Raw genomic sequence first — 13,496 nt, forward strand, 5'->3', positions numbered from 1 at the left:
AAGCTTTATGGACTTAACGTCGCAATGGCATCTTCAATTTGTTCCCGAGCAGCTTTTAATGCTTGTTCAGGGTCCGTTCCATCATTCCAGATAGACGTATAGGCTACTTGCATTGGACCCCATACAGAAATCATTTCTGGCATATTCGGCATTGGAACAGCTTGTAAGGCTTGCTCTAAAAAGGCAGTTGAAATGTCGTCCTGTTGAATAAGCTCATGTTCAATCAGTGATTTTATTGGTGGAAGTTGACCAGTCATTTCATAACGCTTTAACAACATCTCTTCACTTGATGCAAATTGTGCTAGTAATGTAGCTGCCTTTGGATACTCACTATAGGAGTTGACGTAATACGCTTTAATACCAGAAAATGATTGTGGGGCTTCTCCATTTTCTAGTAATGGAAGTGGGGCCACACCAAAATTCACCCCTGCGCTTTCGTGATTGCGGACATCCCAAGGACCCGAAATGCGATAAGCAAGGTTGCCCTCGTTAAAGAAAGAAGAAATCACATCACCTGTAATATCTTCAATAGCTAACGGCAATAACTCATCATGCATGGACGCTAAGAAATGCCCTGATTTAATGGCACCTTCATTATCGATGCCAAGGTCTTTAGCATTTGTATTCTGATCTCCAAATACATAGCCGCCGTAGCCTGCCATAAACGCATGGGTATAGTAAAAGTTTGCTGGCTCCATCATAAAGCCAAACCTGCGCTCACTATTTGTGGACTCTTCTTGGAACGCTTTTGCTGTAGTGAACAACTCTTCCCATGTGGTTGGAGGTTCTTCTACAATGTCTTTATTGTAATAAAGTGCATACGTTTCGATGGCAAGAGGGAAACCATACATTGTTAATTGCCCATCTTGATCAACGTAGGAGGCCCCACTTACAGATGCATCCATAAATGCTTCTTTGTAATCGCTTGCATAATAGTTGTCATAAACAAGTCCTGCCGACACCATTTTTCCAAGGTGATCGTGAGCGGCATTAAACACATCAGCTCCGAGACCAGCAGGCCCATCGGTTTCCAATTTCGTTGGTGCATCCGTATGCCCTACCTCTTGTAACTCGACTGGAACACCATACGCTTTTTCAAATGTTTCCGCAACGTATGCCGCCCACTCCGCCTCTTCATCTCCATTGTCCCAGAGTATGAGGTGTGCCCCTTCTTCAGGTGATAAACTTTCTTCTGTTGGTGGCTCATTTGGTTCATTTGCCACTTCCTCAGGCTCTTTTTCATTTCCATTTGTACAGCCAACTAATAAGCTTGTTAACAGCGCCCCGGAAATAAGTGTACCGATTGTTTTTTTAAACGCCATTCTTGACTCCCCCTTAGTAATGAAAGCATCTTTCATTAGTAAAGGTGTATGTGGAAAACAAGCTGTTTATGTTGGGTAACAGTAGTCATAGCAATGCTTAGAAGATGTTTTAGCCGAGAATGATAAGACGATATGCCTTGTACATCCTTCTACGGTAAGCGCAAACGCTTGCACCGAGTCGTAAAATACGGTGCTTATAAATATTTTTCGACAAAAAATAAAAAAGCAAAACACCCATCAGTGATCCCGATAGGTGTTTAAGACAACTGTTAAGATTTAGCATAGTATGGTGCCTTCCATTTTACAATGCATGCGATTAGTAAGCCGACAAGCCCGAGACCGAACAAAATAAGCTGGATGCTAACATCAGCAGCGACTAATGCACTGACAAGTCCATAAGCTATCGGATCAAAGCCATTCATAGCAAGGAAAATAATGCTCATGACACGACCCATCAATCTACCATCCGTATTTTCTTGTGCCGCTGTAAAGAAAGGGATATAAACGAACGACATTGAAAAACCAATAAAAAAGACAATGATTGTGAGTAGAAGCAAGCTAGGAGCCATACTAAATAATAGTAAAGTTCCTACAGCAGCAAAGAGCCCCATTAATGAGGTGAAGCCCCTGCGTCGGATTGGAATTGAACTTAGAATGAACGTACTAATCACCATGCCGACACCTAAACTGACTTCCATATAACTTAAATGAATGGGTGTCCCGTCATGCAGATTGACTAGTAATGGAATGGCGATGTGCAGGGCTCCGAAAACAAAGAAATTCAGTGTAATCAATACGGCTAAACCAACAAGTAAGAAGTTAGAGCTTTTAATATAGTGGAAACCTTCCCGTAAATCGTTTAGTGGGCTTTGTTTAATGCGGTTTTCCACAGGTGCCTCTTTAATAAAAGGTGGAAAAATGACAATCGCCGAGAGAAAGACAAGAATGGTAGCAACGAGATAGCTTGTTGCTACTGTGCCAGTTTCCATAATTAAACCTGCTACAATCGGACCAATAATGAAAGAAATTTGGTCAACCCCTTGGAAGTACGCATTTGCTTTTTGCAGTTGTTCTTTTGGAACAATTTTTGGAATCATTGATGAACTGGCGGGACCAAAGAATGCATCAAGTGAACCAAAAACAGCAGCTGATAGTAACAAAAGAATAAACGTCATTTGATCCAAATCGACAAGTAGATAAATCGTCAGCAGTAAGAGGGCCTGAGCTAAGTTGGTTCCAAACATAATGGTGGTTTTTTTATATTTATCTGCTACAACGCCGCCGAAAGTCATCATGAGCAAACGAGGGACGGTAGCAGCGATTAAGACAATACCAAGTGAGCTTGCTGATCCAAGAATGGTTACAACATACCACGTTGTTGTCGTTAAAAACATACTAAAGCCGACAACAGCGAAGATACCTGCAACGAGCAGGAGCACGAACGTTGAATTTTTTCTTAATGGTGTTTGTGCCATAGAGTCGATCTCCTTTAAGACAGTAAGAATAGTATGACCGAACAAAGGTTTATCATGTACAAAACCTAACGTTAGGTAGGTTTGAGTGGTAAGCTGGCTTTACAGAACAAAAAAAAATCAGTACAATGAACCTATAACCTAACGATCGGTCGGTAGATAAGGATTATAACCTAGACGTTTAAAGATGTAAAGGAGAATGATATGCACACAAAAGAAAAAATTAAACACGAAAGTACGGAGCTGTTTGCAACTCTCGGATATGAGGGAACATCAATGGCTCATATTGCCGAACGTGTTGGAATTAAGAAACCATCTCTCTACGCCCATTATAAAAACAAAGAGGCACTATTCTTGGATCTAGTAATGGACATGTCACTGGATTACGTAACATTTATTGAAGGTTCTCTTGGACAAGGGAATGTTCCCATTGAGAAGCAGCTTTATCAAGCGTTTATAACGTATGTTCATGACTGGACCCAAGATAACCCAGCCAATCAATTTTACAGCCGTTTTCTTCAGTATCCACCTCAACAATTAGCAGAACCATTAAAAGAGATGCTTAGTGAGAGTGAAAGAAAGGTACGTGCTCTTTTCTCTGTTGTTATGAAAGACGGTCAAAAACAAGGCATTTTAACGACAGAGCTTGATTCTGAAACAATGGCATATACGTACTTTGCTTTAATTGAAGGATTGGTTACAGAAGTAGTTTTTTATACACCAGATGAAATTAGTAAGCAAGCAGAGGAGTCTTGGAACGTCTATTGGCGGGGTATTAGAGCATAGCTGATGGGTACTTGATCGTGATGGGGGAAGGTCATTTCCTTCCCTTTCATCATGTGAAGAGTGACCTTTATTCCGAACCCTTTAAAAAGAATCGACGATGGATCATTGTACGAAAGAAGTGAGTCCACTTCACGAATAAGCCAACGAGAAAGGCAGCAATTAACGTACCCTCGCGAATGCCGTAAAACCCTCCAAGAAGCGCTAAAGATAGAAGTAAGCCAGTTAAAACAAGCATCCAGTCAAAGTATATTTTTACGGAGCTAAATGGTTTCCGTAAACGATTGGCGAGTACATGAACAATCGCTTCACCAGCGTTCATGACGGTTTTAGCTTCTATTTGTAATGTGACCCCTAATGCAACAAAAAAACTGCCAATGACCACAATTCCGATTTTCTCTAAATAGAACGTAGGCTCTAAAAACGAGGTAAGATACATACCGAGATCAACACTCATACCGAGTAAAGGCGCAATCATAAGTTGTGCATATTGAATAAAAGGGAAATCCTTTTTAAGAATGAGTTTTTGGAGAAAGACAAAGAGCAGTAATGTTAAAAAAGTAAAGGTACCAAGGGACAAAGGAAGCGCAAGACTCAATACATATGGAACGCTTGATATTGGAGTTGTTCCGAGATCAGATCGAGTCGTAAGGGCAATGCCTAAACCCATAGAGACGATGCCTAATAAAAACAGTACATAGCGCTGAAAAACGTGCAATTGAATCCCTTCTTTAATCAATATGATACCGACATGCTTCTTGAAGTTTCTGAAGCGTGTCCATGTAATTAGCTAGATCAGTCGTTGAAATATCTTTTACTAAATCTTTATAGAATTGCTCTGTACCAGGTTGAACCGCTTTGTACAGCTGAATACCATGTTCCGTTAAACAAATGTAGTGGGAACGTTTGTCTTCATTGTTAAGCTTTTTCCTTATAAGTGTTTTTTTTTCAAGCAAGTCAATAATCCGCGTCAGCGTGGCTTTATCTTTTTCAGCAGCAATAACTAGTTGCTTTTGAGTGAGGTCGCCATTGGTGTAAAGTCTTTTAATAACTGTCCACTGTTCTGGTGTAATAGCAAATGATCTTAAGTAGGATGTAAAGGCTCGAAACATCATACGATGGGTTTGCGCCGTTGCAAACCCAATGGATTCGTCGAATGAATCCAAACGAATCACACTCCTTCTTCATAAAGTTCGTGCAACAACTATATCAAGAATAAGAAGTGCTGTCAAAGTAGTTTGTGAGACAACTATATGGACATTCAGTTAGGGATTAAAAAAAGCAGATGAATGATTTCATTCATCTGCTTTCACTTATTCAGCGCTGCTAAAGGTTTGTTCGTAATTGTACAAAGCGTTCGCATCGTCTTTTATACGGGTTAAGTAATCAATATGGGTTTCAAAGGTTGCTTCTTCTTCCACTTGTTCGTCTAAGAACCAGTTTAAAAACGAAAGGGTTTGGTATTCTCGTTCTTTTTCAGCAATGGCATAGACTTCGTAGTAACTTTTGGTTACGGCTCGTTCTTGTGCTAATGCTGCATTGAATGTATCAATTAACGCACCGTAATCACGTTTTGGTGCATCAAGGGCGTCAAATACGGCTAAATGACCTTTGTCATTTAGATAGGTATACACTTTCATCCCGTGTTCCCGTTCTTCAGCCGCTTGATTTAGAAAGAATTGTGCAAACCCATTATAGCTAATAGAGTGGCAGTAAGCTGCCATTGCCATGTAATCATGTGCCGCTTGGAATTCTATGTTCATTTGTTTATTAAGTGCAGAAGCAAGATTTTCTGATAACATAATTGGCATCGCTCCTTATCTCATAAGAGTAGTAGGTAAGATTGAAAAAGTAGCAACAACAAAACAGCGTTACTACTTTCTTCACTATAGCATATGAATGGTTTTGGAACCTACTTGTTACACTTCATCCTCAATTTTCTCGTAGTCATCGTGTTTAATAACTGTACGCTGTAGTTCGTCGTCACGCCCGGTATAGTCATCAAATTCGACAGAGATGGTATTGTCATAAATATTAATCACATGTGCTTTTTTGTCTTTAAACTCTCCCTTTGTGACGATGACACGATGTAAGTTTTGTATTTTTGTTTCTTCTGCCATGACAATCGCTCCTTTCGTTTATTCATTTTTTCCCGTAAGTGAGATAGTGAAAACTTGATTTTCTTTATTTCTAACATAGGAAGCTGGATGATTTCAAGAATTCTGGTCCTACGATTTTAAAAAAAATTACTACAAAATTTGTCAATTTTTTCAGTTAGAAATGGTACACTATTCCTATAAGTAGATGGATTGGAGCGAACAGGGCGTGTAAACATTTTTTCTCTTTTCAGCTTTTCAAAAACTGAATAGGAAGAAGGAGTGTTTTTGCCATGCGCTCAAAAGCGTTTTTTTTGTTGCTAATAGGGCAAGCCAATAATAGTGCTGTCATGGTGCTGTATATCATTGCCCTTATGGACGTTATGTGGAAACAGACTGGTTCTGTTTTCATAATGAGTTTGGTTCCTGTGGTTATTACAGGTACTCGTTTTGTGTCTAGTTTGGTGGCACCTTTATTGTTAAGACGCTATGCCCTACCCACCATTTTAGCAGGAAGTCAATGGACGAAAAGTGTTCTGTTTCTTTGTTTAGTTAGCCTTATTTCGTTTGAAAACGTGATCCTGCTATTTTTTGCTGTAAGCATGGTTGCCTTCTTGGACGGTCTCTCTGATCCAGCGAGTCAGGCATTACTGCCGCAAATCGTCGTCAAAACAGATTTGATGAAGGCAAATAGCACTTCATCTGTTGTCTTTGAGACAGTGAGTATGAGCTGTTGGCCAGTTGGTGGCATCCTATTAGTGTGGCTTCATGCAGAAGGCGTATTTATTGCAGTTATTGGCTTTTCCATCATTGCAGCCCTTTTCTTTTCACTAGTGGGTTTACATGCTCCGCAATGCCGTCCACATTCACAATCGGTTGAATGGAGAGTAAGTATGGGCATTGGGTGGAAGAAAGTTCTTGAAACGCCTTGGCTCAGACGGGTTATGGCAACAACAGCATTAGAGGCCATTGCCGGCGTAGTATGGATTGCGGCAATTGTATACGTGTTTGTTGATGAAGTCCTCCATGTTTCGCAAGCGTGGTGGGGGTTCATGAACGCCAGTTTTTTTGCAGGCCTCATTCTCGCAGGCGTAATACTTGTGAAAATGGCTCATGTATGTGAGAGGCGGCTACCGCTGTTGCTTTTAGTCGGGTTTAGTGGTGGTGCAGTTTTAACGACGGTTTTTGCCTTGCATGCCATTCCGCTACTTGCGCTTTTGCTGGTAGCTGGTGTTGGTGTTTGTGAACAAATGAGAAGTGTAGCCTTACACACGATCTTGCAACAACAAATTGAAGAAGAAAAACTAGCATATGTGTATACGGTGCAAGGAGCTGTGTCGACTCTTGCTTTCGGCATGGGAGCCTTTCTGGTTGGAATTTTGGCGGATGTCATGGACATACGTGTAGTCTATATCGGTTCAGCTCTCTTGCTGAGCGGTTGTTTTATTATCTGGCTCAAAACATGGAAGCGAATGTAAAAAGGGCGGGTGATCCGCTCTTTTTTTAGTGGTTTAAAATGAGAGGAGAGGAACATGGCGGAGATTAAAATGAAGGCAAGGGGTGCTAACGCAAACAGAGACATGTGAATATGTTAAGACGATCTTGTATCCAGAAGCGGGACATGATATTGGAATTCCTTACTTGCCTATTTTTGCTACTTCTTCTCTAGGTGGTAGAAAAAGAGAAACAGCAATGGCAAGTATAGAATTTTGGAAGGCAGTCATTCAATTCTTCCATACACACCTACAAAAAGAATCGTAAGAAACAGTCCTCATGCCCTGTTTTTACGATTCGTTTATAGGAGAAATGCCTGACGCTATTAATTGTGCAAGTAACTTTTGATAACCTCGTTCATTTGGAAGTTCATGGTCAATAGCGAGTAGTTGGTTTGTGTTTTTTTGTAGAGCTTGATACGCATCGATAATTTGAACGGTACCGCGGTTTTCTAACACTTTCAAACGGTGGTTGTAGCTTTGTATTGCTTGATCAAGTTCTTCTTCTTGGGGGTACGGGTTGTATACATTTACGATTCGTATACAATAGGGCTGACGTGAGCCTTCTTTAATAGACAAGATATAGCGTAGAAGTGTTTCCATTGCTTGGAAGGTTACCATTTCCGCTTGTAAGAATGGGCGATCCGATTGAATCAGCTTCGCCATCTCATAAGCGTCTAGGAAATCGTTTCCTCCAGCTGTAATGGTTATAATGGATGCGTTATAAATGAGATGTTCGTGCTGGTAGTTTGATGCATACCAGTAAAGTTTCCTGGCGGTAAAAGTCCCTTCACCCAAACGTTTTAAACAAACCGGCTCTTTTAGGGTTTTATTTAAATACTGTAAATAAGGAGTGATCAGTCCATTTTGTTGATGGCTAAGTGAATCTTCCGTTGTGAGTGAATCCCCTATTGCGAGATAGGTGTACATGAGGGGTGGATTCACCTCCTTTGTACAGTTTACTCTTAAAGGCAAGCAAAGCAACGGCGACTGTTTGTACAACTGAAAAAGAAAAGAGGGCTCTTTATATGTGGAAATATCATGTTCTAATTTGTTCATTGTTTATGATGGTTGGCGCTTTTATCGGTTTCTCCCTGCCCATGTATATAAGTGGTGTTACCATCACACCGTTAGATCTAGTGATCGCGCTCATTGTGGCAGTTATCTCCATTCCCATTCATGTTCTCATTCATGAAGCTGGTCATCTACTGTTTGGGAAACTATCGGGCTATCGGTTTTTATCGTTTCGTCTATTCTCGTACATGTGGGTGATGGATGAAGAACGAATTCGATTTAAACGATTGACGACACCAGGCATAATTGGACAGTGTTTAATGATTCCACCTCCCTTTAAAGAAGGAGAGGCGTTAGAAGCGCAATTCATAAACGAATTAAAAGCTTATATTGCCCATACTAGCCAGATTGGATAAAGAAGAGTTTATTATTAGCTAACATCCAACTATGAAAAGAGTATAAAAAGTTTCTTCTTATTTATAAGCACCGCCCCGAGGCAAAGGGAAAAATCAGGTGTTGACAATGAAATTGGAAACCACTATGATCTCCTATATTAGAGCGAATAGGATGCAGAGGAGATGCAGGTGTTGAATCGCATACCGAAACTAATAAAGTTTCCTGAGGAAATTGTTCGAAGGGTAAAAAACTATCAAACCGAACACAATATATCGACTTTTTCTAAAGCGGTCTATCAGCTCATTGAAAAAGGATTAAACAAGAAAGAACACTCGAAGTGACAGTGTTTCTTTTCTATAAAAATGGAAGCGTTAACAATTAGGGGGAGGGGGGCGCTAATGATTGACCGCACGAAAGCGATTAAAACAGCAGAAGAGCTAGTAGCTAATAGGTTTCCTGCATGTGAGCTAGCCTTATTGGCAGGGAGTGTTGCTCGAAATGAACACACGAAAACATCTGATTTAGATATGATTGTATTTGATAATCATGTGTCTTCATCCTTTCGAGAGTCGCGTTATCGCGATAGTTGGCCAGTTGAGTGGTTTGTTCATTCTGCCACTTCGTATCGGGTTATGTTTGAAGCTGATCAACAAAGCGCGAGCCCTACCATGCAACGAATGATGGTTGATGGATTGGTGTTAGTCAACCGTACTCATGACTTTTATGAACGATTAAAAGCTGAATCAGAATTGGTTTTACAAAAAGGGCCTGACCCTTGGTCTTCACAAATGCAAAAGGAAAAGCGCTATTTTCTTACAGACACGTTAGAAGATCTAATAGGCGAACATAGAAAGCGAGAATCGTTCTTCATCGTTAACCATTTGATGGAACAGTTAGGAGAGTTTGTTTTGCGTATGAATGGTCACTGGATTGGTCAATCAAAATGGCTTTATCGGTGTTTATATGCATACGACAGCCATTTTGCGGAGTCTTTTTATCAAGCATTTGAATATTTTTATCAAACTGGTCGGAAAGAAAAGGTCATTGGGCTGACTCAGCATGTATTAGATGAAGCAGGAGGCCCGTTATTCGATGGGGTTTCTTTAGGGAAGAACAACTACGCTACATAAACGAGTTAAAGGAGGATCTCGATGCTACGTAAAGCAACTGAAGCAGACGTAAATGGCATCGCGTCTGTACATGTCCAGGCGTGGTTCACTACATACACAGGCATAATTAAATCTGAAATCCTTGCTGGTATGTCAGTTGAAAATCGAGCTAAAAGCTGGTCGCATCACGTTAAGGACAAGGACCAGCTTATTTATGTATACGAACGTGATGGTCACATTGTTGGTTTTGCGAGTGCAAGACAATCAACTGCTCTCATTTTGACAATATACATTTTAGAGGACAATCAAGGGGAGGGTATTGGGAAATTGCTCATACAAACCATCCTTAAAGAGCTAGCAAGTCTTGGTCATCAAAAGGCAACCGTTGAGGTATTAGAAGCGAATAGTAGTAAGTCTTTTTATGAGCGAATGGGCGCAAGTCTAATTGAGAGAAAGCTTGTACCTCAATATGGGGAAGGGAACGTTTTGTTGACGTATAGATGGGATGCTATGTAAAAAATAAATAGAGTATTTGAAAGGCTAATTTCTCCCGCTCCTTCATAGGTATGAAGAAAACGTAAGATGAAGGAGCGTGTATCTATGACTGATAACTATTCTGCTACTCAACCGTTTCCATCACCATTTTCAGGAAATAGGAGCTATGATTGGGAGCAAGATCAACCTGCAAGACTTCATTCACAAACCGTTGGCAAACGTGGACCGATCTTAAAGCAAGATACGATTGAACATGAAACGTTGCAAACGTTTATTCACGAAAAGCTAAGAGAGCGACCTGTTCATGTAAAAGGATTTGGCGCCTTCGGATACTTTGAAACGTATTATTCTATGTCTTCCTATACGTCATTATCTTTTATGCAACAAGCGGGAACGCAAGTACCGGTTTTTGTCCGGTTTTCTCTCGCTGTTAGCACAAAAGGAACACCGGACACTTCGAGAAATGTTCGAGGATTCTCGACGAAATTTTATACGCAAGAGGGAATTTATGATTTAGTATGTAATCATATACCCGTATTTTCGGTTCGTGATACGATTCGCTTTCCAGAGGCTATTAAGGCATTTTTACCTTCACCTGAAAATAACTTAATAGATCCCAATCGTTTTTGGCAGTTTGTGGCACGTAGTCCAGAATCCTTACATTTTGTCCTTCGCTTATATTCGAATATGGGGACTGTCAAAAGCTTGCGCCATATCCCAGGTCATAGCGTGAATACCTACGTATGGAAGAATGCTAACGGAGAGCGTCGTTATGTGAAGCTGGCTTGGTTTCCACTTGCAGGAGAACGCTACATTCGAAACAATGAGGCGGTTCGTCTAGCTGGTGAAAATCCTGATGTGGCAGGACAAGATCTGTATGACACCATTAAATCCGGTGGAAAAGTAGAATACGGCTTATATACCCAAGTAATGGATATGGAGGCTGCGAATGGCTTACCGTATGACCCTTTAGATGATACAAAAGTGTGGGATGAACAACAGTTCCCGTTTCTTCCAATTGGAAAAATGACCCTTAATAAGAACCCTGATAATTTTGAAGAACAAGTGGAAAAAGCCGCTTTTTCTCCGAGTCATCTGCTAGAAGGGGTAGAGCTCTCAGACGACAAGATGCTTCAAGGTCGTGCTAACATTTATTGGGATTCACAACGTCACAGAATTGGTTCCGAATTCCGTAAAGTACCGGTTAATCAGCAATCGAACTGGTCGCCAGGTGATTTAGTGACGAGTGGAGATGGCCGGTACATAGAAGGAATTATGCAACGATCGGACATTGAGAAACAAAATGATTACACTCAACCACGACTGTTCTTTGAAGCGTTACCAGAAAAAGAACAAGAGGATTTAATTCTAAACATTGGTAGCCAGTTAAAGGAAGTGGAACAGGAATTACAGGTAAGTGTGTTAGCTGAGCTGAACAATGTATCACCGGAACTTTCCTCAAGAATTAAACAGAATATGAACAACGAGAGATAAGGCATTTCCTCGTCTTATTGCGAAAAGGAAACAGAAGAGTTTAACGGCTCTTCTGTTTAATTGGTTTTAAATCTTCTTCTGTTACCCACTTGAAATTTTGAACGTCTTCTTTGGAATTAGAGATAAAATCAATCATATAAACGGTTGTTTCCCGTTGATCGACAATTTTTACCCTCTCTCCTTCTTGTTGAGGAATAGGTGTATGAAGCTGAACAAATGCCTCATTTTCTATAGAAGTTTCCCCGTCATCGTACATTTCTTCTTGAATGATCCATTTATAAGATAAGGGCTCAGAATCATTAGCCGCTTTATACTCAACTTCGTATGCAGTTGTTTCATATGCTCCTTTAATTGTTGCGACTGCATAGGCCATTCCAGGAACGGCATCATACAGAATGATTGCTTTTGAACCAACTGGATACGTTGGGTCTTCTGCTACCTCCAGTTGAGGTGGAACCTCATTCGAATAGTGCTGTTGAATGGTACCAATGTCCTGGCGATTTTTTGATTCATGTAATGTTTGAAAATGGTCAGTGTGTTCCTTCAAAGGGTGAGGTTGACCGCCATTTTGGTGGACGCCACAACCTGTTACAAGCATAATGAGCGTACAACATACGCCTGTATGCTTAATGAATGTGTTCAATTGCATTGATAACACTCCTTTTTAAAGTCGTGTTATTAGATTCTCCAATCTACTTAAAAGCATGCTTGACTTAAAAAAGAAAGTAAGTTTGATCAAATATTGTCAATGTAGTCTAGCGTATACTGTACGTAAGAAGTGGAGGTGAGTAAAGGTTAAATGTCTACATTCTCGCAAATGTGTATGCAAGAGATCGAACAAATACTGTTTGAACCAACACAACTTAAAACGATTGCGGTAAGGACGGGGTATTCACCCTCTCATTTTCATCGTAAGTTTATGGCTGAATTTAAGATGAGTTTCGTTGAGTATGTAAGAAAAAGACGATTGGCTTATGCTTCATCTTTATTAATCCATACAAGAAAACGAATTATAGAAGTTGCATTAAGTGTCGGCTTTGAGAGTCAGGAGTCGTTTACACGAGCATTTCAAAAAAGATACGGGCTACCACCGGGAAGATACCGTACACTATTAAAGGGATTAAAGGAAGGGGATCAAACGATGGAAGGAACATCGATAAAAGGATGGATGTTAGCAGGGGACGAACCACAGCATTATGAGGTTGGGCTAGATACGCAAGTTGTCCACCAAGGAAAGCAGTCAGCTTATATAAAGGGGGTAACGGCAAAACCAAATGGAGGATTTGTTACACTTATGCAACAATTCAAAGCGGATAAGTATGTAGGAAAACGCATGAAGCTTTCTGGATTTGTGAAAACGAATGGCATTCAAGAATATTGTGGATTATGGATGAGAGTGGATAATAAGCAACATGATGTTCTCCAATTTGATAATATGTTTGACCGTAAAATTATAGGAGATACCGATTGGAACATCTATAGTATCGTTCTAGATATCCCGGAAGAGAGTGACTTGATTGCTTTTGGTCTAAACGTATCGGGGCCCGGACAAGTATGGTTAGACAGTTTAATCTTTCATGAAGTAAAGAAGACAGTTCCTACAACAAATGTTGATTGGCAATCTGAATTGGATGATGAGCCACAGAACCTCACTTTTGATAACTGAAGAGACCTTCCCTTATGTAGGGAGGTTTCTTTTTAGTTAACATCATAAAAATAAGGCGAAAACCTTTCGCATATTAAACGGAAGGAAGATAAAATGGAAATAGTATGTAGATTTGGTGCGTCTAGGGAAGCGTGTACGTTTTACTTACATAACAAT

At 40.3% G+C, this 13,496-nt stretch carries 16 protein-coding genes; 8 read left to right on the forward strand and 8 right to left on the reverse strand.

The window, feature by feature from the left end:
- Window positions 1-5 precede the first annotated feature (5 nt).
- Window positions 6-1,322, reverse strand: coding sequence for a sugar ABC transporter substrate-binding protein (locus BK583_RS02265; RefSeq protein ID WP_055735403.1), 1,317 nt, complete (start codon window positions 1,320-1,322; stop codon window positions 6-8).
- Between the two features lie 269 nt (window positions 1,323-1,591).
- Window positions 1,592-2,797: an MFS transporter gene (locus BK583_RS02270; RefSeq protein WP_055735402.1), complete on the reverse strand. Its 1,206-nt coding sequence runs from the start codon at window positions 2,795-2,797 to the stop codon at window positions 1,592-1,594.
- A gap of 201 nt (window positions 2,798-2,998) precedes the next feature.
- Here BK583_RS02270 and BK583_RS02275 point away from each other — a divergent pair, with 201 nt between their 5' ends.
- Window positions 2,999-3,580, forward strand: coding sequence for a TetR/AcrR family transcriptional regulator (locus tag BK583_RS02275; protein ID WP_055735401.1), 582 nt, complete (start codon window positions 2,999-3,001; stop codon window positions 3,578-3,580).
- A gap of 67 nt (window positions 3,581-3,647) precedes the next feature.
- Here the strand turns inward: BK583_RS02275 and BK583_RS02280 are convergent, their stop codons facing one another.
- The 4 genes from BK583_RS02280 to BK583_RS02295 all read right to left on the reverse strand — a co-directional run bounded on the left by BK583_RS02280 (window position 3,648) and on the right by BK583_RS02295 (window position 5,697).
- Complete coding sequence (locus BK583_RS02280) at window positions 3,648-4,295, reverse strand: YczE/YyaS/YitT family protein (RefSeq protein WP_078440002.1); 648 nt, start codon at window positions 4,293-4,295, stop codon at window positions 3,648-3,650.
- A 13-nt stretch (window positions 4,296-4,308) separates the two neighbouring features.
- Window positions 4,309-4,743, reverse strand: coding sequence for a MarR family winged helix-turn-helix transcriptional regulator (locus BK583_RS02285; protein WP_055735399.1), 435 nt, complete (start codon window positions 4,741-4,743; stop codon window positions 4,309-4,311).
- A gap of 147 nt (window positions 4,744-4,890) precedes the next feature.
- Window positions 4,891-5,379: a ferritin gene (locus tag BK583_RS02290; RefSeq protein ID WP_055735398.1), complete on the reverse strand. Its 489-nt coding sequence runs from the start codon at window positions 5,377-5,379 to the stop codon at window positions 4,891-4,893.
- 117 nt (window positions 5,380-5,496) lie between these two features.
- Entirely contained in the window at window positions 5,497-5,697 is a 201-nt protein-coding gene (locus tag BK583_RS02295; protein ID WP_038483903.1) for a hypothetical protein, read from the reverse strand.
- A gap of 269 nt (window positions 5,698-5,966) precedes the next feature.
- On the opposite strand from BK583_RS02295, the gene BK583_RS02300 reads away from it, so the two are divergent.
- Both BK583_RS02300 and BK583_RS02305 read left to right on the forward strand, forming a co-directional pair.
- Window positions 5,967-7,151 carry an MFS transporter gene (locus BK583_RS02300; RefSeq protein WP_055735397.1) on the forward strand — a complete coding sequence of 395 codons (1,185 nt, stop codon included), beginning with the start codon at window positions 5,967-5,969 and terminating at the stop codon, window positions 7,149-7,151.
- Between the two features lie 82 nt (window positions 7,152-7,233).
- Window positions 7,234-7,434, forward strand: coding sequence for an acyl-CoA thioester hydrolase/BAAT C-terminal domain-containing protein (locus BK583_RS02305; protein WP_055735396.1), 201 nt, complete (start codon window positions 7,234-7,236; stop codon window positions 7,432-7,434).
- 23 nt (window positions 7,435-7,457) lie between these two features.
- Here BK583_RS02305 and BK583_RS02310 read toward each other — a convergent pair whose 3' ends face one another.
- Window positions 7,458-8,096, reverse strand: coding sequence for an SGNH/GDSL hydrolase family protein (locus BK583_RS02310; RefSeq protein WP_055735395.1), 639 nt, complete (start codon window positions 8,094-8,096; stop codon window positions 7,458-7,460).
- A gap of 20 nt (window positions 8,097-8,116) precedes the next feature.
- On the opposite strand from BK583_RS02310, the gene BK583_RS02315 reads away from it, so the two are divergent.
- The 4 genes from BK583_RS02315 (at window position 8,117) to BK583_RS02330 (ending at window position 11,674) form a co-directional block, all read left to right on the forward strand.
- Window positions 8,117-8,596, forward strand: a complete 480-nt coding sequence (locus tag BK583_RS02315; protein ID WP_169836822.1) for a hypothetical protein — start codon at window positions 8,117-8,119, stop codon at window positions 8,594-8,596.
- A 378-nt stretch (window positions 8,597-8,974) separates the two neighbouring features.
- Entirely contained in the window at window positions 8,975-9,706 is a 732-nt protein-coding gene (locus BK583_RS02320; RefSeq protein ID WP_055735393.1) for a nucleotidyltransferase domain-containing protein, read from the forward strand.
- 21 nt (window positions 9,707-9,727) lie between these two features.
- Window positions 9,728-10,201, forward strand: coding sequence for a GNAT family N-acetyltransferase (locus BK583_RS02325; RefSeq protein ID WP_055735392.1), 474 nt, complete (start codon window positions 9,728-9,730; stop codon window positions 10,199-10,201).
- 84 nt (window positions 10,202-10,285) lie between these two features.
- Entirely contained in the window at window positions 10,286-11,674 is a 1,389-nt protein-coding gene (locus BK583_RS02330) for a catalase (protein WP_055735391.1), read from the forward strand.
- Between the two features lie 40 nt (window positions 11,675-11,714).
- On the opposite strand, the gene BK583_RS02335 is transcribed toward BK583_RS02330, so the two are convergent.
- Window positions 11,715-12,323, reverse strand: a complete 609-nt coding sequence (locus BK583_RS02335) for a DUF1541 domain-containing protein (RefSeq protein ID WP_055735390.1) — start codon at window positions 12,321-12,323, stop codon at window positions 11,715-11,717.
- A 150-nt stretch (window positions 12,324-12,473) separates the two neighbouring features.
- On the opposite strand from BK583_RS02335, the gene BK583_RS02340 reads away from it, so the two are divergent.
- Window positions 12,474-13,340 (forward strand): helix-turn-helix domain-containing protein, encoded by an 867-nt coding sequence (locus tag BK583_RS02340; RefSeq protein ID WP_038483883.1) that lies wholly within the window; start codon window positions 12,474-12,476, stop codon window positions 13,338-13,340.
- The last annotated feature ends 156 nt before the right edge of the window (window positions 13,341-13,496 follow it).

The organism is Shouchella oshimensis (assembly GCF_002019765.1).
Taxonomy (GTDB): Bacteria; Bacillota; Bacilli; order Bacillales; family Bacillaceae_D; genus Shouchella; species Shouchella oshimensis.

Excerpts from the sequence above, each read along its gene's own strand:
- BK583_RS02265 (WP_055735403.1), bottom strand. The coding sequence starts at position 1,322 with ATGGCGTTTAAAAAAACAATCGGTACACTTATTTCCGGGGCGCTGTTA.
- BK583_RS02270 (WP_055735402.1), bottom strand. The coding sequence starts at position 2,797 with ATGGCACAAACACCATTAAGAAAAAATTCAACGTTCGTGCTCCTGCTC.
- BK583_RS02275 (WP_055735401.1), top strand. The coding sequence starts at position 2,999 with ATGCACACAAAAGAAAAAATTAAACACGAAAGTACGGAGCTGTTTGCA.
- BK583_RS02290 (WP_055735398.1), bottom strand. The coding sequence starts at position 5,379 with ATGTTATCAGAAAATCTTGCTTCTGCACTTAATAAACAAATGAACATA.
- BK583_RS02295 (WP_038483903.1), bottom strand. The coding sequence starts at position 5,697 with ATGGCAGAAGAAACAAAAATACAAAACTTACATCGTGTCATCGTCACA.
- BK583_RS02300 (WP_055735397.1), top strand. The coding sequence starts at position 5,967 with ATGCGCTCAAAAGCGTTTTTTTTGTTGCTAATAGGGCAAGCCAATAAT.
- BK583_RS02310 (WP_055735395.1), bottom strand. The coding sequence starts at position 8,096 with ATGTACACCTATCTCGCAATAGGGGATTCACTCACAACGGAAGATTCA.
- BK583_RS02320 (WP_055735393.1), top strand. The coding sequence starts at position 8,975 with ATGATTGACCGCACGAAAGCGATTAAAACAGCAGAAGAGCTAGTAGCT.
- BK583_RS02325 (WP_055735392.1), top strand. The coding sequence starts at position 9,728 with ATGCTACGTAAAGCAACTGAAGCAGACGTAAATGGCATCGCGTCTGTA.
- BK583_RS02330 (WP_055735391.1), top strand. The coding sequence starts at position 10,286 with ATGACTGATAACTATTCTGCTACTCAACCGTTTCCATCACCATTTTCA.
- BK583_RS02335 (WP_055735390.1), bottom strand. The coding sequence starts at position 12,323 with ATGCAATTGAACACATTCATTAAGCATACAGGCGTATGTTGTACGCTC.
- BK583_RS02340 (WP_038483883.1), top strand. The coding sequence starts at position 12,474 with ATGTCTACATTCTCGCAAATGTGTATGCAAGAGATCGAACAAATACTG.